Raw genomic sequence first — 21,279 nt, forward strand, 5'->3', positions numbered from 1 at the left:
GGGTCATAAGGCAGGGGCGCGAACCGACTCAGGCCGTAAGCGTTCAGAAACCCTTCCCTGTGTCGCAGATACAGCCCATTGCCATCTGCCCGGCTTTCAAATCGTTCTCCGGCCTTTATCCAAGCCCGAATCTACATGTCTGTGAGTTTTGCCATAACGACTACCTGAACATTGAATAGAAGGGTGTACCCAAAATGATGTACACAAAACGCATTGGGTACACCTTTGTGTACACGGTAATCATGCGCTTTAATGCGTCTTTATGATAGCTCATGATAATAAAAAAGCCCGTCTATATGCGGGCTTTGCTGGTTTTTTGCGTTCTAGTGATAGCTTGTGAAACCTTACTCGATATTTTGAATCTGTTCCCGCATCTGCTCAATCAACACTTTCAACTCAATGGCGGAGTTAGTGACCTCGGCATTGATGGATTTTGATGCCAGCGTATTCGACTCGCGGTTGAATTCTTGCATCATAAAATCAAGGCGGCGGCCAACGGCTTCTTTCTTCTTCAGAATGTTGTATGTTTCTTTGACGTGCGCTTCCAAACGATCTAGCTCTTCGGCCACATCGACACGCTGTGCCATTAACACCAACTCCTGCTCCAAGCGGGTATTTTCCAACTGAACTTGCGCTTCTTCCAGTTTGTTCAGTAAGCGCTCACGTTGCCACTGCAAGATATTTGGCATATGAGCGCGGACTTTAACCACTTCAGCGCTGACACCCTCTAAACGCTGCTCGATAAGCGTTTTTAGTGCTGCACCTTCGGTTTCCCGGGAAACAATAAAATCGTCTAGTACGGCATCCAGCGACTGCATTAACTCGGTGCTGATCGCATCCAAATCTTGTTCTTCAGCAGACATTACCCCTGGCCAGCGCAGGATATCTACTGGGTTGATTTCGCCTTCATCACTTTGCATCTTGACCCAGTTACCGGCTTCAACTAACTGCTTCGCCAGTTTTTCATTGAGGATCAAAGAGCTTTGTGCGTTGGCATCCAGCTCAAAACGTAAATGACATTCAATTTTTCCGCGTGTCAGACGGCTGCGAATACGTTCGCGGATCACCGGTTCCAGACTCCGGAATTGTTCTGGTAAGCGAATGTACGTCTCTAAATAGCGTTGGTTAACGGAGCGCAGCTCCCAGGCTGCGTTGCCCCATTCACCCTTAATATCACGTCGAGCGTAGGCGGTCATGCTGCGGATCATCGTTGCGTACTCGTTTTAAAGAAAAGATGGGGGGATTATAGCTTCGCAGGTGCGGGCAGGATAGGCATTACATCACGAAGGCCGTATAATGCGCGACCAATATAGATTTCAAGCCGGAGAAAGCCCATGCGTCCAGCAGACCGAGCAGCTCAACAAGTCCGCCCACTGACTTTGACCCGTAATTATACGAAACACGCTGAAGGTTCAGTGTTGGTTGAATTCGGCGATACCAAAGTATTGTGTACCGCCACGGTTGAAGAGGGTGTTCCACGCTTTCTGAAAGGCCAGGGCCAAGGGTGGATAACGGCAGAATATGGCATGTTGCCCCGTTCGACCCATAGCCGTAATGCGCGCGAAGCCGCAAAAGGTAAACAAGGTGGGCGTACTCTTGAAATCCAACGTCTGATTGCCCGTTCTTTACGTGCTGCGGTTGATTTGAAGAAGTTAGGTGAATTTACCATCACCTTAGACTGCGATGTATTGCAAGCGGATGGTGGTACCCGTACCGCCTCAATCAGTGGTGCTTGTGTGGCATTGGCTGACGCGCTGAACAAACTGGTTGCTAATGGTAAATTGAAAGCTAACCCAATGAAAGGTCTGGTTGCTGCAGTATCTGTCGGGATAGTTAAAGGTGAGGCTCTTTGCGATCTGGAATACGTGGAAGACTCTGCGGCAGAAACAGATATGAATGTGGTGATGATGGAAGATGGCCGGATGATTGAGGTGCAAGGCACCGCTGAAGGTGAGCCGTTCAGTCACGAAGAGTTATTGGCGTTGCTGGACCTGGCCCGGGGGGGGATAGAAACCATCTTCCAGGCGCAGAAGGTGGCATTGGAATCATAAATTTATTAGGCGACGGATAGTCGCCTTTTTTTTACCCGCTAACCTGGAATGTCAAGCATTCGCGCATTTATTTCAGTGATGAATCACGTTAGCCATTGGGTAATAAACCAAATTTACACATAACGTTATTAACGAAAGTAGTCACAATCTGGAGAGGAGAGGTACCAATGAAAGCCTATCAGCGCGAGTTTATCGAGTTTGCGCTTAACAAGCAGGTGTTGAAATTTGGTGAATTTACCCTGAAGTCTGGGCGTATTAGCCCTTACTTCTTCAATGCCGGGTTGTTTAACACCGGGCTGGATCTGGCAAAACTGGGGCGTTTTTATGCTGCCGCTTTAATGGATTGTGGCGTCGAGTTCGATCTGCTGTTCGGGCCAGCATACAAAGGTATTCCTATTGCGACAACGGCCGCCGTAGCATTGGCGGAGCATCATGAGCGTGACGTGCCTTACTGTTTTAACCGTAAAGAAGCGAAAACTCACGGTGAAGGTGGCAATCTTGTCGGTAGCCCATTACAAGGGCGGGTGATGCTAGTGGATGATGTGATAACCGCCGGTACCGCTATTCGTGAATCAATGGAGATTATTAATGCGCAGGGTGCGATCCTCGCAGGTGTGATGATTTCACTGGATCGCCAGGAACGTGGGCGTGGTGAGATTTCAGCGATTCAGGAAGTTGAACATGATTATCACTGTAAGGTCGTTGCTATCGTGACGCTGAATGATGTGATTCGCTATCTGGAAGATAAGCCAGAGATGGCTGAGCATTTGGTAGCGGTGCGGCAGTATCGCGAGCAATATGGGGTTACCCTTTAGCTGTAACGCCGCTAATGACATTGGATAATCTCGAATAAAAATACGCCAAGAGGGCGGTTTGCCCTTTTGGCGTAGCTTGATTCGCTATTCTCTCTATGTCTTACGGAAAAGAGGAAAGAGAGCGTTGTGATCCTGCGTTTTATTGCAACTGGGCGACAATCAACGGCCAGCGGGAATCAAACTCTTGTGTTGGACAGTAACGGAATTCAGAACGAACGAAACGTGAAAGCATCCCTTCGCAAAATGCCAACAATTGGGTGGCCAGTAGCGCTTCATCATGGATAAAGCCTTGTCCATCACGCAGCTTTTTCTCACGCAGGACTTGGCGCAACTGCATTTCAATTCGTTCAAATAGCTGGTTAATCCGCCCTTGTAAGCGATCCTGCTCAAACATGAGCGCATGCCCGGTCATGATTCGGGTCAGTCCAGGGTTACGCTCTGCAAACCCTAATACCAACAGCAGGATCAAGCGGAGGCGATTAAATGTCTCTTTTTCATCTTGCAGAATCAAATTAATGCGGGACATTAGACTATCTTCAATAAACTCGATCAGGCTATCAAACATCCGCGTTTTACTGGGGAAATGCCGATAAAGCGCTGCTTCAGAAACCCCCACATTAGCGGCGAGTTTCGCGGTAGTAATGCGTTGGCTGCCATCGCTGGATTCCAGCATTTGTGCTAAAGCCTGCAATATTTCCTCGCGCCTGTTCCTTTTCGTATTTTCTTTTTCTGCCATGTCCGAGTAGACCCTTGCTAAAAATGACTTAATAACAAAAACCCAAACACCGGCCGCTCTGGGAACAATGCCCAGGCGACTTATGTGATAGCTTTTTTACGGTATTGGGGTCTAGGGTTGGTTATTGGCGTCCAGAATGACCAAAACCACCGGTACCACGTACACTGTCGGTAAAGTCTTCAACCAGGTTGAACTCTGCTTGTACCACAGGAACAAATACCATCTGAGCGATACGCTCACCGGGTTCGATGGTGAAAGGCTGCTGGCCACGGTTCCATACGGATACCATCAATTGCCCCTGATAGTCGGAATCTATAAGGCCCACTAAATTACCTAATACGATCCCGTGTTTATGCCCCAGACCTGAACGAGGTAAAATAACCGCGGCAAGTGCACTATCACCAATGTGGATAGCCAAACCGGTTGGCAACAATGTTGTTTGCCCAGGCTGTAGCTCTACTGCGTGATCCAAACAGGCACGTAAATCCAGCCCGGCAGAACCTTCTGTGGCATACGTGGGTAATGGAAATTCGTTGCCAACACGTGGGTCCAGAATTTTAATGTCGATTTTTTTCATCATAACGGCTGACAATCTCGTCTATTAAATGCTGACTGAGAAGATATTTATCACTGAGTGGTAAATGTTTCTCTCCAGTCGACCAAAAAAGGTGCAAGGCATTGGTATCACTGTTAAAACCATGCTCTGCGAGTGATACATCATTAGCGCAAATCAGATCTAAATTTTTTCGCGCTAGCTTTTGTCGTGCGTATTCTTCCACATTCTGGGTTTCAGCCGCAAATCCAACAACAAATGGGCGATTTTTAGTCATTGAGGCCACGCCTGCAACAATATCTTTATTTTTCACCAACTTAAGTGTGATTTCGTCTCCTTGTTTTTTTATTTTCTCGTCAGAAACATGTTCAGCACGGTAATCCGCTACTGCGGCACAAGAAATAAAAATATTCTGCTGCTGTGCTATTTTTTGAACAGCATGTTGCATCTCAAGAGCAGTAATCACATCAATGCGTTTTACACCTTCAGGTGTTGATAAATTCACAGGACCAGCTATCAGCGTGACGTTAGCCCCTCTTGCAGCCAATGCCTGGGCAATCGCGAAGCCCATCTTGCCCGAACTTTGATTGCTGATAAAGCGTACAGGATCAAGTGGTTCGCGTGTTGGCCCGGCGGTAATCATGACACTCAAATGTTGCAGATCTTGCTTTGCAGAGAAATGATTGTGCACTAAGGCCACGATTTCTTGTGGATCTAACATTCTACCCGGACCGATATCGCCACAAGCCTGGCTACCGTTGTCTGGCCCCCACAGTAATACACCCCGTTGGGACAAGATTTGTAAGTTCTCCTGCGTGGCTGGTGCACGGTACATTTGCTGATTCATTGCCGGTACTGCTGCAATAGGTGCAGCGGTTGCCAGACAAACGGTTGTCAGCAGATCGTTGGCCATTCCAACTGCCATTCTGGCCAGTAAATCCGCCGTAGCGGGGGCAATAATGACTAAGTCAGCCCATTTACCCAGTTCAATATGCCCCATAGCAGCTTCTGCCGCGGGATCGAGCAAATCATCAGAAACAGGGTAACTCGAGACTGCCTGTAGCGTGAGTGGCGTAATGAACGCTTTAGCTGCGTGGGTCATCACTACTCGCACATCTGCACCTTTGTCGCGCAAACGGCGTACTAACTCAGGAGATTTATACGCGGCAATACCCCCGCTTATCCCGAGCACAATATGCTTGCCGGAAAGTCCCGTCATCATGATTGTCCGAATGAAAGCTGTAAGAAGCGATATTTTAGCATAACCGTTGAACAGATTAGCTATCAGGGCACTCTCTGAAGCGACCAATCGTAAAATTTGCGAGACCTCACGCATGCCGTCAAGCGCGAGATCGTGGTGTGTGAAACCCTATGTCATGCTACTTGCCTAGTTCAGGGATAACAGGAGCTAAGGAATGGATGAGTGGTATGGGCAGGTGGCCCCAAGGGAGAAATTACTGAAATATGGTGCTGCGGTACTGACAGATGCTGAGCTACTCGCTATTTTTTTGCGTACGGGTATGCCTGGGATGCATGTAATGAAGATGGCAGAGCACTTAATTGAGACATTTGGCTCACTGCATGGGTTGATATCTGCAGATTATCAAACGTTATGTACCCATAAAGGGATTGGTGTATCCAAATATAGTCAGATTCAGGCCATTGGTGAGCTGGCCTGTCGTTGTTTTTCATCTCACCTGATGCGGGAAAGTGTCCTGCTTAACCCCGGTATCACACAAAAGTTTCTGCAAAATATACTGTCTCACCGTGAACGAGAGGTCTTTTTAGTAGTATTTTTGGATAACCAGCATCGTGTTATTCGCCATGAGGAGATGTTTACTGGTACCATCAGCAGCGTTGAGGTCCATCCGAGAGAAATTGTGCGTGAAGCGCTGAAGGTTAATGCCGCCGCGCTGATTCTGGCGCATAATCATCCCTCTGGTAAGGCTGAACCGAGCCAAGCTGACCGTTTAATAACGACACAGGTGATAAAAGCCTGTTCATTATTAGATATTCGGGTGCTCGATCATTTAGTAGTTGGCCGGGGTGAATGTGTCTCATTTGCTGAACGAGGATGGCTTTAGAGCAATATTTATTGATCCTTTTCGGGATCTTTAGCTGTTCGGGACTTGAGCACTTACGCTTCAGAGCGTATACTACGCCACCTTTGAGAATCTTGGGTTTGGCGTGAAGAGCCTATCTCAGCAGGTTTCTAGCCTGGTGACAGGGGTTTCTGACCTGATGACAGTGAGTCTTCTCAGTGAATTTGCTGAGATGGGCTCTAAAGCCTGACGAGGCGGCCATACCCTATACGAAGCTCGAGCTGATTTGATTTTTGGAGAATAGACATGTCCCGAGTCTGCCAAGTTACTGGCAAGCGCCCGATGAGCGGTAACAACCGTTCTCACGCAATGAACGCGACCAAACGCCGTTTTCTGCCGAACCTGCACTCTCACCGTTTTTGGGTTGAGGGCGAGAAGCGCTTTGTAACTCTGCGTGTATCTGCTAAAGGTATGCGTGTTATTGATAAAAAGGGTATTGAAACGGTCTTGGCCGAAATTCGTGCCCGCGGTGAGAAGTATTAAGGAACTGAATCATGGCTAAAGGTGTTCGCGAGAAGATTAAGCTGGTTTCTTCTGCTGGTACTGGTCACTTCTATACCACTACGAAGAACAAGCGTACTAAGCCGGAAAAATTGGAATTGAAGAAATTTGATCCAGTTGTCCGTCAACACGTACTCTATAAAGAAGCTAAAATTAAGTAATTTTAGCTGACTAAGAAAACCCGGCCTCGGCCGGGTTTTTTATTATATAAAGTACAGTGAGATACGTTGAGAGGAGGTGAAATGCCTGAATTGCCAGAAGTTGAAACCAGCCGCCGCGGGATCGAACCTTATCTTGTCGGCCAGACAATCCTTTATGCCGTGGTCAGAAATGCCCGTTTACGCTGGCCGGTATCCGATGAAATTCTAACACTTAGCGATCAACCAGTACTGAGTGTTCAACGCCGAGCAAAGTATTTACTGTTAGAGCTGCCTAAAGGTTGGATCATCATACATTTGGGCATGTCAGGTAGCCTGCGCGTATTATCTGAAGAAACTGTGGCTGCAAAACACGATCATGTCGATTTGGTGGTCAATAACGGCAAAATATTACGTTATACCGATCCACGACGTTTTGGTGCCTGGTTGTGGGCAAAAGACCTTGAAACTAGTAACGTATTAGCCCATTTAGGGCCAGAACCACTAAGTAATGAATTTACTGCGCAATATCTGTTCGATAGATCGCGTAATAAGCGCACATTGATTAAACCGTGGTTGATGGATAACAAAGTGGTTGTCGGAGTGGGTAACATTTACGCGAGCGAATCACTGTTTGCTGCTGGGATTTTGCCAGACCGCGCTGCGGGTTCATTGGCTGACGCTGAAATCGCATTGCTGGTAGCAACGATAAAAGCCGTGTTATTGCATTCTATTGAGCAGGGCGGCACCACATTACGTGATTTTCTGCAGTCGGATGGTAAGCCAGGGTACTTTGCGCAAGAGTTGCAGGTATATGGGCGGGCGGGTGAACCATGTCGGCAGTGTGGGCATCCCATTGAAATAGCGAAACACGGGCAGCGCAGTACGTTCTTTTGCCGCCACTGCCAGCATTGAGAGGTTTAGGCCAATTTGGCTAATAATGCCTTGGTAACCGGTTTTGGCAGGAATGGCGTGATATCCCCACCGTGGCGCGCCACTTCTTTCACCAATGAGGAAGAGATAAACGACCATTTCTCTGATGGCATCAGAAATACGCTTTCCAATTTTGGCATTAAGTGGCGGTTCATATTGGCCAGTTGCCATTCATATTCAAAATCTGATACTGAACGCAAACCCCGTACCAAAATATTCGCATTGTGCTTTTTGGCAAACTCAGCCATCAGTTCACTGAATCCCAGAACCTCAACATTCTTTAGCGGTGCAGTCACCTTTTTAGCGAGTGCTACACGCTCATCCAAAGTAAACATTGGCTTTTTGCTGGAACTGTCCGCAATGGCCAAGATCACATGACTGAACATCGCTGATGCGCGCGTCACTAAATCCAAATGCCCATTAGTGATGGGATCAAATGTCCCCGGATAGATGGCTTTGGTGCTCATGAGTTCTCGCTTTTCTGATATTGGTGGCTCAATGCCCACAGCGCTGCATATTTATTAAAGGTATATTGCGCGTTGACTACTGCCAGTAATAGTCCTTGCTTACCATCAAGGAAGCCAGCACGTAGTAACCACGTTTTACTGAATGCCCCAAGAGTATGGCTGATAATGGAAAAATAACTGCAACTTTTGCCTTGCTGATGGCGTTGGATGGCCCACGCCTCGGCATAACGGAGCTGTTTACGTTGAAAGGCAAAAAAATCGCGGCAAGTCAGATGTAATAAATCACCATCCAGTGGGATGACTTTTGCGGAGCCGCTATCGAGTGATTCATGGACTAAATTATCGTTGTAGCGATATTGGTGATGAGGATATAACCGAGTCACCCTATCTGGATACCAGCCACTGTGGCGCATAAAGCGCCCTAAAAAGAGATTCCGGCGCGAACAGCTATAAACGGCACCCTCTTCTGGTGCTAGCAGGACAGATTCAATCGCAGTTTTAAGCTCTGGGGTCACCCGCTCATCAGCATCTAACATCAAAATATAGTCGCCGCTGGCATATTGTTGAGCGAGTTGCCGCTGTTTACCATAACCGGGCCAGTCGACGTTGCTGTAAATTTTAGCCCCGTATTGCTGAGCTAATGTCAGTGTTTCATCTTCACTGCCAGAATCTAACACGATTATTTCATCCGCCCAGGCCACGGATGCCAAACAGTCCGTCAGCAGAGAGGCTTCATTCTTGGTTATCATTACCACCGACAGACGTTTTTTTGTACCCATTTAGTGGCTCCGTTGTGGCAGATAAGGCTCCAACAAATGTAATAACCGTTGCAGTGCACCCTGATTTTCATGTAAGACATCAACCGCGTGGCGGCCATAGTAGAGGCGGCAATCTTCATCAGTCAGTAACATCGTGATTTCTTTTACCAGCGACAGAGTATCTGTCACGGTAATTAACCCTTCAGCTTGCTCCAGCTTGGCGCAAATATCTTTAAAATTAAAGGTATGTGGGCCCATCAACACGGGAATAGCATGAGCCGCAGCTTCCAGCGGGTTATGACCACCACGTTCAACCAAACTACCGCCAACAAAGGCCAGATCGGCAATACCGTACAGCAGCATCAGCTCGCCCATAGTGTCGCCAATGACGACTTGGGTGCTACTCGAGGGTACTTCACCTTTACTACGTAATGTATAACTCAAGCCTATCTTCTGTGTTAATTCAACAGCCTTTCCGAATCGTTCAGGATGGCGAGGTACCAGAATCAGTAACAAGGTTGGGAATTGTTGTAGTAACTGCCGATGGGCTTCCAACAAGATAGTTTCTTCACCGTCATGAGTACTAGTCGCAATCCAAACGGGGCGATGCGGTGCCCATTGGCGGCGTAGTGTCACAGCTCTGGCTGCCAACTCCGGTGTGACAGAAATATCAAACTTCAGACTACCAGTCACGGTGAGCTGGGAACGTTTAAGTCCCAGTTCGATGAAGCGATCGCCATCCTCTTGATTCTGTGCCGCAATCAACGTGATACGTTGCAGCATATTGCGGATAAAACTGCCAATCTTCTTGTAACCTGCCGCAGAGCGGGCAGAAAGCCGTGCGTTGGCAATAACCAGTGGGATCTTACGGCGATGCAGTGTGTTGATCAGATTAGGCCAAAGTTCAGTTTCCATGATGATAACCAGTTTGGGATTGACCTGGTCAAGGAAACGGTTCACAGAACCGGGGAGATCATAAGGTAAATAAACGTGATGAACGTCTTTACCAAATGCAGACTGGACGCGCTCTGAGCCAGTAGGCGTCATTGTGGTCACCGTGATAGGCAACGACGGGTAACGGTGGCGTAATGCTCTGACCAATGGGATTGCAGCCAGTGTTTCTCCGACTGAAACGGAATGCAGCATGATGCCGCCAGCGACGACTTTACCGGCACAAAAACCATAGCGTTCCCCCCAACGCTTGCGATAAGCGGGGGCTTTACGGCTACGTAACAGTAAACGTAGCCAAATCAGGGGTTGAATAAGGTAGAGGAGTACCTGGTATAAACGCAGCAGCATTCTATCAATTTCATTTATATGGATTATTAAGAATAATACCATATCTGAGCAAGAAAGGCTCTTTCCAGCTAGGAGGGAGGATCACCACATTGGGCCGTGGTTATTCATCGGAAGAATATAATATCTTGTTCTGAGTGATAAAAGAGAGGCTATTTATTGAATTTTCTCATTAAAAATGAGAATCATTTTCATTTCCTGTTGATTTGGCTAAAAAATTGGCCGGGTATGGGATTAAAATAGTTAATTGTGCTGTGTTAAATTGATAAGTAAATTTTCTCTGAAATCTTATCTTTAGAGCTGCGGTGGTGCTATTTATTGGAATAATATCTCTTAATTTCATCGACTCTGATAATTATCAGAGTCGATGAAAGTTTTATATCGGATGTTTATTAACTCACTCTTTCAGCAACAATAAAGCACCGCAAATAAATAATGGTACCTTATGAAATGAGTGTTTCTAATCGCGCCATAATAGTGGCCGCAGAGAGGGTATCCATTCTTTTTTGCTCGGAAATCATGGCAATTTGGTTTTTCCCATAGCCGCCAATTAAACCGGGGTCAGTGGGGCCAAACAGTGTGATGTTCGGGCGATCCAGTGCGGCGGTCAGATGGCTGAGGCCAGTATCGACAGAGACTACCGCTTTTGCCCCCGCCAGAACCTCGGCGACCTGTTGAAGACTGAGCTTAGGCAGAACCTCTACGTATGGAAAATGTTCAGCTAATCGTAAAGCGCGCTGATGCTCATGTTCTGCGCCCCATGGCAGTTTGATTTTTAAACCTGTGGGTTGCACTAACTCAATCAATTGTACCCAATGACTTTCGGGCCAGTGCTTGTTGTCACGGGTCGTCGCATGAAGGAAAACCAAGTACTGACCGGCATCAGCCGGTAACTTTTTTAAAAAGCGTTGTGCGATGGCATAGTCGCCTTCACTTTCCGGTTTGTCATAGCCGAGGCTTTTAGCGAACAGTTGGCGTATACGTTCTACAGCATGTTGTTTGGTATCAATTTCATGACGGCAGTTATAAAACCAGCTGGCAAACGGCTCACGGGCACTTTTACAATCCGGCCCGTGCTTCGTGCCTTTCGCCATCCGGGTTATCAGCGCAGCGCTTTTAATCAGCCCTTGGGCATCAATGACCAGATCATAACTGCGTTGTTGTACCACACGTTTAAAATCACAGCGTTCCTGCCGGGTATCACTACCAAACCAGTTTTTACGCCAACGGCGGATGGCCACCGGGATCACTTTATCCACCGCCGGATGCCAACTGGGGATTTGGCTGAACCCTTCTTCTACCACCCAATCGAAGCGAATACCGGGTATGGCATTCATGGCATCAGTCAGCGCGGGTAAGGTATGTAAAACATCGCCCATTGAAGAGGTTTTAACGATCAATACGTGCATTAATCGCCCCCTTTGGCTGAGCATTTTTGCGTGACTAATTGCTTCTCAAGAGCGGCCATCACTTGTTCGGGTTGGATATCAATCAAACTTTGATGATAGCCCTGTGCAGAATCGCCCTTGCGGACTTTGTGATAGCCGGTAATCAGGCGGATTACCGTGGCTTTCTCTGATAGTGGTGGCGTGAAGTCTGGGCTGCTCGGGCCGTACAATGCCACTAATGGTTTGTTGAGTGCTGCCGCGACATGCATTAAACCAGAATCGTTACTCACAACAGCACTACAGGCGGCGATGAGAACGACAGCTTGTTCCAGTGAGGTTTGCCCCGCCAGATTGAGGCAATATTCGCGATCTGTATCGCTCAATGCCAGACGTATATCTTCACCAGCTTCATTGTCTTTCGCAGAGCCAAATAAGACGACCTGATAGCCATCATCAATCAATTTTTGCGCCAGCGTGGCGTAGTGATAATGTGGCCAACGTTTCGCTGGCCCAAATTCTGCACCGGGGCAGAATCCAATAATGGGCCGGTTATCCGTCAGGTTGAATGAGGCAGTCGTCTCTGCAATTTCTTCGTCGCGTACTTGCAATTGCGGCCACAACAACGGTTGTGGTAAATCTGCCGCTGAACGAATACGTTCTTTATCATAGGCCAATGCGACGTAGCGCTGGACCATCATCGGGAAGGCTTGCTTATCCAGAATACGGAGGTCATTGAGCAGGAAGTAACGCATTTCGCCGCGCCAGCCAATACGTCGTTTGATCCCTGAAAAGTAAGGGATCAGCGCAGATTTAAATGAGTTGGGCAACACGTAAGCACGATCATACTCGGTTTCACGTAAGGCCAGACCCAAACGGCGACGCTCCTCAAAGGCAAATGTCCCATGGCCTAATGGCATTGGGATTGCGTGACGGACTTCTGGCATTCTGGTCAGAAGCGGGCGGCACCATGCGGGTGCCATCACATCAATGTCTGCTGCCGGATATTCGGCCTTCAGGGTACGGTAAAGACTTTGCGACATCATCATATCGCCAACCCATGAAGGGCCGATGACCAGTATTTTCATACCGTTTATCAATTCCTTGCAGCAAGTGATTTAGACTGAGCGATTGAGCCAGACCAGATATTCTTTGACGCCTTCAGCGACCGTTTTAAACGGCTTACCATAACCGGCAGCCCGTAATTTAGTGAGATCGGCTTGCGTGTATGCCTGATAGCGGCCTTTCAGTTTTTCAGGAAACTCGATGTATTCTACTGGCCCACTTTGGTGATAATCCACCACTGCATCAGCGACAGCCTGGAAGGATTCCGCCCGGCCAGTACCGCAGTTGAAAATACCCGATACGCCGTTTTGCCAGAACCACAGATTAACGTCAGCAACATCACCCACATAGATGAAATCACGTTTAAAGTTTTCGCTGCCCGCGAATAACTTAGGCCTTTCTCCCGCATTAATCTGGTTATTTAGATGGAAAGCGACACTGGCCATGCTGCCCTTATGGCCTTCACGTGGACCATAAACATTAAAATAACGGAATCCACAAATCTGTGAGTCTGCTTGTGGCAGAATTTCACGCACATACTGATCAAACAAGAATTTGGAATAGCCATAAACGTTAAGTGGCTGTTCGTACTGACGGTCTTCAATAAAGTTGTCAGTGCGCCCACCGTAAGTGGCGGCAGAAGAGGCATATAAGAAAGGAATACCACGGTCCAGACAGAAGTGAAGGATATCTTTAGAATACTGATAGTTGTTATCCATCATGTACTTGCCATCCCACTCAGTGGTGGAAGAACAAGCGCCTTCGTGGAAAATAGCATCGATATCGCCCATGTCATCACCAGCAACAATACTGGCGACAAAATCTTCTTTATCCATGTAATCCGCGATATCCAGATCAACCAGATTGACGAATTTAGTGCCGTCTTTGAGGTTATCAACTACCAGAATATCTTTGTAGCCAATATTATTCAGAGACTTAACTATATTGCTGCCAATAAAACCTGCGCCGCCTGTGACGATAATCATCGTATTCACCCTTGCTAATTTTCTTGGTTGGGCACAATACCCCACACTCTATTTGGCACTATCATAACATTTCATAGGATAGCGCACAGCGGGAAGGGGGCTAATCTCGCTGTTTTCTAGCCACTTTAGGATAGTTTGCCGTGATATATGCTACATTTTTGACAATATAAGATAAGGTTTCTCGTCAGTTTGCCCACCAAGCAGTAAAATATTGTGTGCAATTGCCAATCTTGGAGATAACCGAAATGTCCCTACCTTGTAACAAGCACCCCTTTTATCAGCAATTAGAACAACAACTCGAAACGACTCGTGCTGAAGGGTTGTATAAAAACGAACGCATTATTACTTCTGCACAGCAAGCTAATATCGCTGTTGCTGATGGCAGCTGGGTGATTAACTTTTGCGCTAATAACTATCTGGGGCTGGCAAACCATCCAAAACTTATTGCAGCCGCTAAAGCCGGCATGGATACCCATGGGTTTGGCATGGCTTCAGTCCGTTTTATCTGTGGTACCCAAGACATACATAAAGAGCTGGAGCATAAGCTCGCCAATTTCCTTGGGATGGAAGACGCTATCCTGTACTCCTCTTGCTTTGATGCTAACGGCGGGCTATTTGAAACCCTGTTAGGGCCTGAAGATGCCATTATTTCCGATGCGTTGAATCATGCCTCAATCATTGATGGCGTACGGCTATGTAAAGCCAAGCGTTATCGTTATGCCAACAATGATATGACAGAGCTGGAAGCGCAGCTAAAACAAGCGAAAGCGGAAGGGGCCCGCCATATCATGATTGCCACCGATGGTGTGTTCTCCATGGATGGTGTGATTGCTAACTTAAAAAGGGTGTGTGACCTTGCTGATGAATATCAGGCGCTGGTTATGGTCGATGATTCACATGCTGTGGGGGTGATTGGTGCGAATGGGCGGGGGACTCATGAATACTGCGAAGTGATGGATCGCGTTGATATTATCACTGGTACCTTGGGCAAAGCACTCGGCGGTGCATCCGGCGGTTATACTGCCGGGCGCAAAGAGTTGGTTGAGTGGCTGCGCCAGCGTTCACGGCCTTATCTATTTTCAAACTCACTGGCTCCAGCGATTGTAGCCGCGTCCATTGAAGTCTTGTTACTGCTGGAAGAGGGAGGCGCATTGCGTGATCGTCTATGGGCTAATGCGCGCTTATTCCGTGAGAAGATGAGTGCTGCTGGTTTCACTTTGGCAGGTGCTGATCATGCCATTATTCCTGTCATGTTGGGTGAGGCTAAACTGGCGCAGGATTTTGCCAATGCCTTGCTGAAAGAAGGCATTTATGTCACCGGTTTCTTCTTTCCGGTCGTGCCGAAGGGGCAGGCCCGTATTCGTACCCAGATGTCTGCGGGCCATACCACTGAGCAAGTTGAACGTGCTATCGAGGCATTTGTGCGTATTGGTAAGCAACTTAATGTTATTGCGTAAGGGATTTTCATGAAAGCACTTTCTAAACTGAAAGCAGAAGAAGGCATTTGGATGACCGATGTGCCACAGCCAGAGCTGGGTCACAACGATATCATGATCAAAATTCGCAAAACGGCTATCTGTGGTACTGACGTACATATCTATAACTGGGATGAATGGTCACAAAAAACCATCCCCGTTCCAATGGTCGTTGGTCATGAATATGTCGGTGAAGTTGTGGCCATTGGGCAGGAAGTTAAAGGTTTTAATATTGGTGACCGGGTGTCTGGTGAAGGCCATATTACATGCGGTCACTGCCGTAACTGCCGTGGTGGTCGTACCCACCTTTGTCGTAATACGGTGGGTGTTGGCGTGAATCGCCCTGGTTCGTTTGCCGAGTATTTGGTGATCCCTGCTTTTAACGCGTTCAAGATCCCAGACAATATTTCTGATGAGCTTGCGGCTATTTTTGACCCCTTCGGCAATGCGGTTCATACCGCGTTATCTTTTGATTTAGTCGGCGAAGATGTGTTGGTCTCCGGCGCTGGCCCAATTGGTATCATGGCCGCCGCAGTCTGTAAGCATGTGGGCGCTCGCCATGTTGTCATCACCGATGTGAATGAATATCGCCTTGATCTGGCCCGTAAAATGGGCGTGACCCGTGCCGTTAACGTCAGCAAAGAGAATCTGAATGACGTTATGACGGAATTGGGCATGACCGAAGGGTTTGATGTGGGCTTGGAGATGTCAGGTGCTCCCCCAGCTTTCCGTTCATTACTTAATTCAATGAATCATGGCGGTCGTATAGCGATGCTGGGAATACCGCCGTCCGATATGTCGATAGACTGGAATCAGGTTATCTTTAAAGGGCTGTTTATCAAGGGGATTTATGGCCGTGAGATGTTCGAAACCTGGTACAAAATGGCCGCGCTGATTCAGTCTGGTTTGGACCTAACCCCAATTATTACCCACCGTTTTCCTATTGATGAATTCCAGCAAGGGTTTGACGCCATGCGTTCGGGTAAATCGGGCAAAGTGGTATTAAGCTGGGATTAGTTATACCCTTCGGACTTGGCGTTAAAGGTGGACTTGGCGTGGCAAAATTGCCAGATATGACATCAAGTCCTTGTCATGATTAAGTTTTTTGTGCGCCGTACGCCTTCCCGCCACTTGATATTTATATCAGTGATTAAAATAAAGCGAGCTACCGATTATTGTGCTGCCTTAGTGGGTGGCACTTTTTCCGTATTTTTAATCGCTTTCGGTTCATCAACAGGTGCTGCCGGTTGCGCTGGCGTAAAATATTGTTGCCAATGTTGCTGAATAAATATGACCGCCGGGTTTTGCATCAGGCTTTCGCCCAATAAGATAAACAGCTTATCAGCGTAGACTTTCTCAGGCACATAGCTGGCTTTCGCTTTACATAGCTTGATGGCTTGCAGACGTTGACCTTCCGCTGGCTCACGTGGTTTTGTTTTGCCCGAAGAGACGACGCCACTGTTATTTTGCACCGATTCATTCAGCAGCGCACTGGGTCTGACTAAGACGATATCGGCAGGTAACTGAGGCAACATTTGTTGCAATACTTTAATGGTCGCTGGGTGGGGGTGCCCGATAGCAATCGCTGAGCCATTACGGCGTGCCAATTCTACCGCCCGGTTAAATTGTTGACGGATCGCCGCTTCATTTTGTGAGTCATCTAAAAAAATTTTTCGCTTGATCACTTTGACACCGGTGCCTTCGGCGGCTTTACTCGCCTGGCTATTACTAATAGTCACACTGTCGAGGAAATAGAACTGGTAACTTTCCAACGCCTGCATCACTTTCTGCATACCCGGTAAACTTGAGGTCATCGCACTGCCCATATGGTTATTCATGCCTTTCGCATAAGGGACGTTATTCACTGCCTGGCGGATGATGCGCTGAATTTCCTCGCTGCTCATTGAAGGCTGCAAGGTATCACGCTCCAGTGGCTGTTTACTCTGCGGGGCCATCGGCAAATGGATCAGGATTTCACGCCCCTGATTATGGGCTTTGGTTGCCATCTCTCTGGCATAAGGAGCATTAGGCAGAATAGCCACTGAAATGGGCAGGGGCATCTGTAAAATCTTATTTTCGTTTTGGGGGCGATAACCAAAATCGTCAATAACAATAGAGAGTTTGCCGGCCTGTGCTGCGCTGGCGATGAATAGAGTGCTTACGATGATAAATTGGCGTGTGTTGACGTAGCGCAATACGTGTTCCCTAACGTTGTTCCCTATCTTCCTAACCAGGGTTGTGGGTTAACGGCTTGTCCCTGACGGCGGATTTCGAAATAGAGCGATGGCTCGCCCTGCCCACCGCTGGTACCAACGAGTGCGATAGGCTGGCCCGCTTTAACCTGAGCGCCAACATTGACTAAGGCACTTTGGTTGTAGCCATACAAACTCATATCCCCTTTCCCATGCTCAATAACCACCACCAAGCCATAACCTTGTAACCAGTCAGCCAGTAAAACACGGCCATCTGCGATGGCTTTTACTTCGCTGCCTTCTGGTGCGGTGATAACCATCCCTTTCCAGCGTAGTTCGCCTTGTAAGGGGTCGCCGAAACGGTGGGACACGTTACCACGAACGGGCCATAGGGCCTGACCACCAGGACGGCCCAAGCCACCGGTGCGCGCCATCAATGAGCGCTCACTTTCACTAGGTTTATAACTGGTACCGGTCTTCTTCGCTTGCTGCTCTTTTACTTTTATCTTTTCACGCACACGGGCCGCTTCTTTGGCCTCCCGTTCCGCCCGAGCTTTGGCTTCCCGTTCCGCTTTGGCGATTTGGTCGCGTAAACGGCTTTCGTTCAATTTTAACTCCGCCAGACTCTGCTGATCTTTCTCCAGCGAAGCTTCCAGCGATGTCAGGGTTTTTTGGCGGGCAATACGCGCTTGTTCCAGCTTCTGTTGCTGCGCTTTTTGTTCATCCAGCAATGCCTTGTGTTGATTCTGTTTTTGCTCCAGTGTTTTTTTCTCCGCGGACAGCGTGGTACGTGTCTGCTTCAACTCTTCAATGGCTTTTTGCCTGGCTTCATTCAGGTAACTGAAATAAGCCAGAATACGCTCACTGCGCTGACTCTCTTCGCCACTTAAAATAAGTTGTAAGCTACTGTGCTGACCTTGTTTAAACGCCGCTGCAAGTTGTTTAGAAAGAATATTTTGCTGTTGCGACTGCTGATTTTGCAGTTTTTCAATCGAGGTAGTGAGACTGGAAACATCTTTACTCAGTTCAGCCAGGGTAGCCTGGGTCTCGTGCAGGCTGCGGCTGGTCTGAGCAATTGTATTTTCTTGCTGTTTTAGTTGATCCAACAATGAATTGCGTTGCTGTTTTTGCTGCTGAACACTTTTTTCTTTTTCAGCGATATCCTGCTGAAGGGTTTTGAGTTGGTTTTTATTATCTGATGCTTTGGCCGCGACAGGTGTTTCGGCAGCCAGACCAGAAAATGGCAATAACAGTACGCCAGCACAAAAAGCGCTGGCATAGAGTGTTGACCACGGCAGACGGCCCAACTTATCTGACAGCAGAGAGGGAGACTCTCTACTGTCAGAGACGGCATCTTTCGTAGTTATTGATTTTGCCAATAACTCTCTATCCTTCATAGCGAAGGATTATTCCACGATGAACAGCGGCTTACCAGTCATCTCTTGTGGGATTTCCATTTCCATCAGTGACAACATGGTTGGTGCGATATCAGAAAGCTTACCACCTTCAACAGCTTTAACGGCTTTGTTACCTACGTAAATCAGGGGTACAGGCAGGCTGGTATGGGCGGTGTGCGCCTGGCCAGTTTCCGGGTCACGCATTTGCTCGGCGTTGCCGTGGTCAGCGGTGATCAACAATTGACCATCGGCTGCTTTCACTGCTGCAACCACTTGTTCGATGCATTTATCCAGTGTTTCAACCGCTTTCACTGCCGCATCGTAATCACCGGTATGGCCGACCATGTCGCCATTCGGATAGTTACAAATGATCACATCATATTTACCGCTACCGATGGCGCTGACCAGTTTTTCCGTCAGTTCTGCTGAACTCATCTCGGGTTGCAGGTCATAGGTGGCTACTTTCGGTGAGTTGATCAGAATACGGTCTTCGCCTTTAAATGGTTCTTCAACGCCGCCGTTATAGAAGAAGGTAACGTGAGCATATTTTTCAGTTTCGGAAATGCGTAACTGGGTTTTGTCATGCTTCATCAACCATTCACCGAATGTATTTGTTAGTGATGCGGATGGATAAGCACAGGCGACTTTAATATCCGCAGCATATTCGGTTAGCATGATGAAATCGCCGAAGTTAACCACTTTATCTCGCTTGAAACCATCAAAGTCAGCATTAACAAAGGTGCGCGTAATTTGGCGGGCGCGGTCAGCACGGAAATTCATAAAGATTAATGCATCACCATCGTTCATGGCAGCATCGGTTTCGCCAGTTGCTTGAATCACGGTTGGTTTAACAAATTCATCATTTTCACCACGGGCATAGGCCGCTTGCAGGCCCGCAACCGCGTTATCTGCAGTAAATTCGCCTTTCGCTTGGGTCAGTAAATCGTATGCCAGTTGCACGCGATCCCAACGGTTATCACGGTCCATGGCATAGTAACGGCCAATAATCGACGCGATACGGCCATGACCCAGTTCAGCAAACTTGGCTGTGAATCGTTCCAGTGATGACTCGGCACTGCGTGGTGGGGTATCACGTCCATCGAGGAAGGCGTGCAGATAAATGGCAGCTGCACCGCGTTTAGCGGCCAACTCAACCATTGCCATAATGTGGTCTTCATGACTGTGTACGCCACCGGCAGATAATAACCCCATAATATGAACAGCTTTACCTGCTTTAACGGCTTTATCAACTGCAGCAGTCAGGGTTGGATTCGTGAAGAAGTCACCGTCTTCGATCTCTTTGTCGAGGCGGGTCAGATCCTGATAAACAATGCGCCCAGCGCCCAGATTGACGTGACCGACTTCAGAGTTACCCATTTGCCCATCAGGCAGGCCTACATCCAGACCAGAAGCGGCGATCAACGTGTGAGGCTGTTGCTGCCATAACACGTCTATTACCGGGGTTTTGGCATTCAAAATAGCATTATCCTGCTGTTCTTCACGGTGACCGTAACCATCAAGAATCGTCAGAACCAGTGGTTTTTTAGTGCTCGACATTGCATAACCTCTTTCTTATAAGTCCAAGTGTTAAATAGCAGCGAACATCACCCTGTAAAGGAAGGAGAATGATATGCGCGGCTATGTACACTCGGTATCCCCTTTGTACTTGGCATGACAACATTGCTGGGATACCAATGACTTTAGGGATGTGTACCGAGGCGGTAATTTACTACAAAACGGGTTAAAAATAGCCCAGAGAGATCAACATTGATGTGGGGTTTTGTGCAATTGTCATCATTTAACCAACAAAACTTCCCGAGATTGTTCGCAGTTTCTGCAATAGCGTTTGCTTATTGGCTGTATTTGCCGCAACGCGCAGGTATACTCTGTGACCTTGAATATTATCCCCTAACTAACGGGAGTTTTTACCCCCATGTTGCAAGAAATTATGCAATTCATTAGCCAGAATCTAGTTTTGAGTCTGGCTTGGGTGTTGTTGTTCGGTGCTGTAATTTTCACCAGCTTCAAAAGTTCTTTCTCTAAAGTTAAAGAGGTCACCCGTGGTGAAGCGACGCGCCTGATTAATAAAGAAGATGCGGTTGTGGTTGATATCCGCACACGTGAAGATTATCGCAAGGGCCATATCGCCAGCTCAATTAACCTGATCCCGAGTGACATTAAAAATGGTAATTTGGGCGAGTTGGAAAAGCACAAAACACAGCCTATTATTGTGGTTTGTGCGATGGGAACAACGTCCCGTGCCTCGGCAGATATACTGAGTAAAGCCGGTTTTGAGCGGGTATTCACCTTGAAAGAGGGTATTTCCGGCTGGAGTGGTGAGAACTTACCACTGGCGCGTGGTAAATAAACATAAAAGCTTGTGCGTCTGCTATATCGATATTCAGTATATCGGTATTCAGTTGTATAAAT

At 47.7% G+C, this 21,279-nt stretch carries 22 protein-coding genes and 1 pseudogene; 9 read left to right on the forward strand and 14 right to left on the reverse strand.

Annotation, left to right across the window (positions count from 1 at the left end; genetic code table 11):
* Together AC971_RS25770 and AC971_RS14055 are read right to left on the reverse strand one after the other, a co-directional pair.
* A pseudogene (locus AC971_RS25770) lies at positions 1 to 254 on the reverse strand (hypothetical protein); the annotation flags it as partial.
* Positions 255 to 344: 90 nt separating this feature from the next.
* On the reverse strand, positions 345 to 1,208 hold the full coding sequence (locus AC971_RS14055; RefSeq protein WP_025382026.1) for a YicC/YloC family endoribonuclease: 864 nt from the start codon (positions 1,206 to 1,208) through the stop codon (positions 345 to 347).
* Between the two features lie 126 nt (positions 1,209 to 1,334).
* Between AC971_RS14055 and rph the strand changes: the two genes are divergently transcribed.
* Together rph and pyrE are read left to right on the forward strand one after the other, a co-directional pair.
* Positions 1,335 to 2,051: a ribonuclease PH gene (gene rph, locus AC971_RS14060; RefSeq protein WP_025382027.1), complete on the forward strand. Its 717-nt coding sequence runs from the start codon at positions 1,335 to 1,337 to the stop codon at positions 2,049 to 2,051.
* Positions 2,052 to 2,218: 167 nt separating this feature from the next.
* Positions 2,219 to 2,866 carry an orotate phosphoribosyltransferase gene (gene pyrE / locus AC971_RS14065; RefSeq protein WP_025382028.1) on the forward strand — a complete coding sequence of 216 codons (648 nt, stop codon included), beginning with the start codon at positions 2,219 to 2,221 and terminating at the stop codon, positions 2,864 to 2,866.
* Between the two features lie 139 nt (positions 2,867 to 3,005).
* Here the strand turns inward: pyrE and slmA are convergent, their stop codons facing one another.
* The 3 genes from slmA to coaBC all read right to left on the reverse strand — a co-directional run bounded on the left by slmA (position 3,006) and on the right by coaBC (position 5,377).
* The gene (gene slmA / locus AC971_RS14070; RefSeq protein WP_002208995.1) at positions 3,006 to 3,602 is read right to left on the reverse strand and encodes a nucleoid occlusion factor SlmA; all 597 of its coding nucleotides are present in this window, start codon (positions 3,600 to 3,602) and stop codon (positions 3,006 to 3,008) included.
* 121 nt (positions 3,603 to 3,723) lie between these two features.
* Positions 3,724 to 4,182, reverse strand: a complete 459-nt coding sequence (gene dut / locus AC971_RS14075) for a dUTP diphosphatase (RefSeq protein ID WP_038402087.1) — start codon at positions 4,180 to 4,182, stop codon at positions 3,724 to 3,726.
* Complete coding sequence (gene coaBC / locus AC971_RS14080; protein ID WP_038402480.1) at positions 4,160 to 5,377, reverse strand: bifunctional phosphopantothenoylcysteine decarboxylase/phosphopantothenate--cysteine ligase CoaBC; 1,218 nt, start codon at positions 5,375 to 5,377, stop codon at positions 4,160 to 4,162. Before coaBC ends, dut begins: the two co-directional genes overlap by 23 nt.
* 193 nt (positions 5,378 to 5,570) lie before the next feature.
* Between coaBC and radC the strand changes: the two genes are divergently transcribed.
* From radC to mutM, 4 genes are all read left to right on the forward strand, one after another.
* Positions 5,571 to 6,239: a RadC family protein gene (radC, locus tag AC971_RS14085; RefSeq protein WP_025382031.1), complete on the forward strand. Its 669-nt coding sequence runs from the start codon at positions 5,571 to 5,573 to the stop codon at positions 6,237 to 6,239.
* A 264-nt stretch (positions 6,240 to 6,503) separates the two neighbouring features.
* On the forward strand, positions 6,504 to 6,740 hold the full coding sequence (rpmB, locus tag AC971_RS14090) for a 50S ribosomal protein L28 (protein ID WP_002208991.1): 237 nt from the start codon (positions 6,504 to 6,506) through the stop codon (positions 6,738 to 6,740).
* An 11-nt stretch (positions 6,741 to 6,751) separates the two neighbouring features.
* A complete protein-coding gene (gene rpmG / locus AC971_RS14095) occupies positions 6,752 to 6,919 on the forward strand; it encodes a 50S ribosomal protein L33 (RefSeq protein WP_002208990.1) in 168 nt (55 codons plus the stop codon).
* An 81-nt stretch (positions 6,920 to 7,000) separates the two neighbouring features.
* Positions 7,001 to 7,810, forward strand: a complete 810-nt coding sequence (gene mutM / locus AC971_RS14100; protein ID WP_025382032.1) for a bifunctional DNA-formamidopyrimidine glycosylase/DNA-(apurinic or apyrimidinic site) lyase — start codon at positions 7,001 to 7,003, stop codon at positions 7,808 to 7,810.
* A gap of 5 nt (positions 7,811 to 7,815) precedes the next feature.
* On the opposite strand, the gene coaD is transcribed toward mutM, so the two are convergent.
* The 6 genes from coaD to rfaD form a co-directional block, all read right to left on the reverse strand.
* Positions 7,816 to 8,295 (reverse strand): pantetheine-phosphate adenylyltransferase, encoded by a 480-nt coding sequence (gene coaD / locus AC971_RS14105; RefSeq protein ID WP_025382033.1) that lies wholly within the window; start codon positions 8,293 to 8,295, stop codon positions 7,816 to 7,818.
* Complete coding sequence (locus AC971_RS14110) at positions 8,292 to 9,074, reverse strand: glycosyltransferase family 2 protein (protein ID WP_025382034.1); 783 nt, start codon at positions 9,072 to 9,074, stop codon at positions 8,292 to 8,294. The genes coaD and AC971_RS14110 overlap by 4 nt, the downstream gene beginning before the upstream one ends.
* Positions 9,075 to 10,352, reverse strand: a complete 1,278-nt coding sequence (waaA, locus tag AC971_RS14115; RefSeq protein ID WP_025382035.1) for a lipid IV(A) 3-deoxy-D-manno-octulosonic acid transferase — start codon at positions 10,350 to 10,352, stop codon at positions 9,075 to 9,077.
* Positions 10,353 to 10,792: 440 nt separating this feature from the next.
* Entirely contained in the window at positions 10,793 to 11,758 is a 966-nt protein-coding gene (rfaC, locus tag AC971_RS14120; RefSeq protein ID WP_025382036.1) for a lipopolysaccharide heptosyltransferase RfaC, read from the reverse strand.
* Positions 11,758 to 12,822: an ADP-heptose--LPS heptosyltransferase RfaF gene (rfaF, locus tag AC971_RS14125; protein ID WP_025382037.1), complete on the reverse strand. Its 1,065-nt coding sequence runs from the start codon at positions 12,820 to 12,822 to the stop codon at positions 11,758 to 11,760. The genes rfaC and rfaF overlap by 1 nt, the downstream gene beginning before the upstream one ends.
* Before the next feature lie 30 nt (positions 12,823 to 12,852).
* The gene (gene rfaD, locus AC971_RS14130; RefSeq protein WP_025382038.1) at positions 12,853 to 13,785 is read right to left on the reverse strand and encodes an ADP-glyceromanno-heptose 6-epimerase; all 933 of its coding nucleotides are present in this window, start codon (positions 13,783 to 13,785) and stop codon (positions 12,853 to 12,855) included.
* A 245-nt stretch (positions 13,786 to 14,030) separates the two neighbouring features.
* Here rfaD and kbl point away from each other — a divergent pair, with 245 nt between their 5' ends.
* Both kbl and tdh read left to right on the forward strand, forming a co-directional pair.
* Complete coding sequence (gene kbl, locus AC971_RS14135) at positions 14,031 to 15,242, forward strand: glycine C-acetyltransferase (protein WP_025382039.1); 1,212 nt, start codon at positions 14,031 to 14,033, stop codon at positions 15,240 to 15,242.
* Positions 15,243 to 15,251: 9 nt separating this feature from the next.
* The gene (gene tdh / locus AC971_RS14140) at positions 15,252 to 16,277 is read left to right on the forward strand and encodes an L-threonine 3-dehydrogenase (RefSeq protein WP_011191451.1); all 1,026 of its coding nucleotides are present in this window, start codon (positions 15,252 to 15,254) and stop codon (positions 16,275 to 16,277) included.
* 155 nt (positions 16,278 to 16,432) lie between these two features.
* Here tdh and AC971_RS14145 read toward each other — a convergent pair whose 3' ends face one another.
* Genes AC971_RS14145 through gpmM form a run of 3 tightly spaced genes read right to left on the reverse strand, consistent with a single transcriptional unit; the run spans position 16,433 to position 20,406 of the window.
* The gene (locus tag AC971_RS14145; protein WP_025382040.1) at positions 16,433 to 17,455 is read right to left on the reverse strand and encodes a divergent polysaccharide deacetylase family protein; all 1,023 of its coding nucleotides are present in this window, start codon (positions 17,453 to 17,455) and stop codon (positions 16,433 to 16,435) included.
* Positions 17,456 to 17,478: 23 nt separating this feature from the next.
* Complete coding sequence (gene envC, locus AC971_RS14150; RefSeq protein WP_025382041.1) at positions 17,479 to 18,849, reverse strand: murein hydrolase activator EnvC; 1,371 nt, start codon at positions 18,847 to 18,849, stop codon at positions 17,479 to 17,481.
* Between the two features lie 9 nt (positions 18,850 to 18,858).
* Entirely contained in the window at positions 18,859 to 20,406 is a 1,548-nt protein-coding gene (gpmM, locus tag AC971_RS14155; protein ID WP_025382042.1) for a 2,3-bisphosphoglycerate-independent phosphoglycerate mutase, read from the reverse strand.
* Positions 20,407 to 20,782: 376 nt separating this feature from the next.
* Here gpmM and AC971_RS14160 point away from each other — a divergent pair, with 376 nt between their 5' ends.
* Entirely contained in the window at positions 20,783 to 21,217 is a 435-nt protein-coding gene (locus tag AC971_RS14160) for a rhodanese-like domain-containing protein (RefSeq protein ID WP_025382043.1), read from the forward strand.
* Positions 21,218 to 21,279: the final 62 nt, after the last annotated feature.

The sequence above is a fragment of the Yersinia similis genome, from assembly GCF_001053095.1.
GTDB classification, from domain to species: Bacteria; Pseudomonadota; Gammaproteobacteria; order Enterobacterales; family Enterobacteriaceae; genus Yersinia; species Yersinia similis.

Coding starts and splice junctions, on each gene's coding strand:
- AC971_RS14055 (WP_025382026.1), bottom strand. CDS start 1,208: ATGATCCGCAGCATGACCGCCTACGCTCGACGTGATATTAAGGGTGAA.
- rph (WP_025382027.1), top strand. CDS start 1,335: ATGCGTCCAGCAGACCGAGCAGCTCAACAAGTCCGCCCACTGACTTTG.
- pyrE (WP_025382028.1), top strand. CDS start 2,219: ATGAAAGCCTATCAGCGCGAGTTTATCGAGTTTGCGCTTAACAAGCAG.
- slmA (WP_002208995.1), bottom strand. CDS start 3,602: ATGGCAGAAAAAGAAAATACGAAAAGGAACAGGCGCGAGGAAATATTG.
- dut (WP_038402087.1), bottom strand. CDS start 4,182: ATGATGAAAAAAATCGACATTAAAATTCTGGACCCACGTGTTGGCAAC.
- coaBC (WP_038402480.1), bottom strand. CDS start 5,377: ATGATGACGGGACTTTCCGGCAAGCATATTGTGCTCGGGATAAGCGGG.
- radC (WP_025382031.1), top strand. CDS start 5,571: ATGGATGAGTGGTATGGGCAGGTGGCCCCAAGGGAGAAATTACTGAAA.
- rpmB (WP_002208991.1), top strand. CDS start 6,504: ATGTCCCGAGTCTGCCAAGTTACTGGCAAGCGCCCGATGAGCGGTAAC.
- rpmG (WP_002208990.1), top strand. CDS start 6,752: ATGGCTAAAGGTGTTCGCGAGAAGATTAAGCTGGTTTCTTCTGCTGGT.
- mutM (WP_025382032.1), top strand. CDS start 7,001: ATGCCTGAATTGCCAGAAGTTGAAACCAGCCGCCGCGGGATCGAACCT.
- coaD (WP_025382033.1), bottom strand. CDS start 8,295: ATGAGCACCAAAGCCATCTATCCGGGGACATTTGATCCCATCACTAAT.
- AC971_RS14110 (WP_025382034.1), bottom strand. CDS start 9,074: ATGGGTACAAAAAAACGTCTGTCGGTGGTAATGATAACCAAGAATGAA.
- waaA (WP_025382035.1), bottom strand. CDS start 10,352: ATGCTGCTGCGTTTATACCAGGTACTCCTCTACCTTATTCAACCCCTG.
- rfaC (WP_025382036.1), bottom strand. CDS start 11,758: ATGCACGTATTGATCGTTAAAACCTCTTCAATGGGCGATGTTTTACAT.
- rfaF (WP_025382037.1), bottom strand. CDS start 12,822: ATGAAAATACTGGTCATCGGCCCTTCATGGGTTGGCGATATGATGATG.
- rfaD (WP_025382038.1), bottom strand. CDS start 13,785: ATGATTATCGTCACAGGCGGCGCAGGTTTTATTGGCAGCAATATAGTT.
- kbl (WP_025382039.1), top strand. CDS start 14,031: ATGTCCCTACCTTGTAACAAGCACCCCTTTTATCAGCAATTAGAACAA.
- tdh (WP_011191451.1), top strand. CDS start 15,252: ATGAAAGCACTTTCTAAACTGAAAGCAGAAGAAGGCATTTGGATGACC.
- envC (WP_025382041.1), bottom strand. CDS start 18,849: ATGAAGGATAGAGAGTTATTGGCAAAATCAATAACTACGAAAGATGCC.
- gpmM (WP_025382042.1), bottom strand. CDS start 20,406: ATGTCGAGCACTAAAAAACCACTGGTTCTGACGATTCTTGATGGTTAC.
- AC971_RS14160 (WP_025382043.1), top strand. CDS start 20,783: ATGTTGCAAGAAATTATGCAATTCATTAGCCAGAATCTAGTTTTGAGT.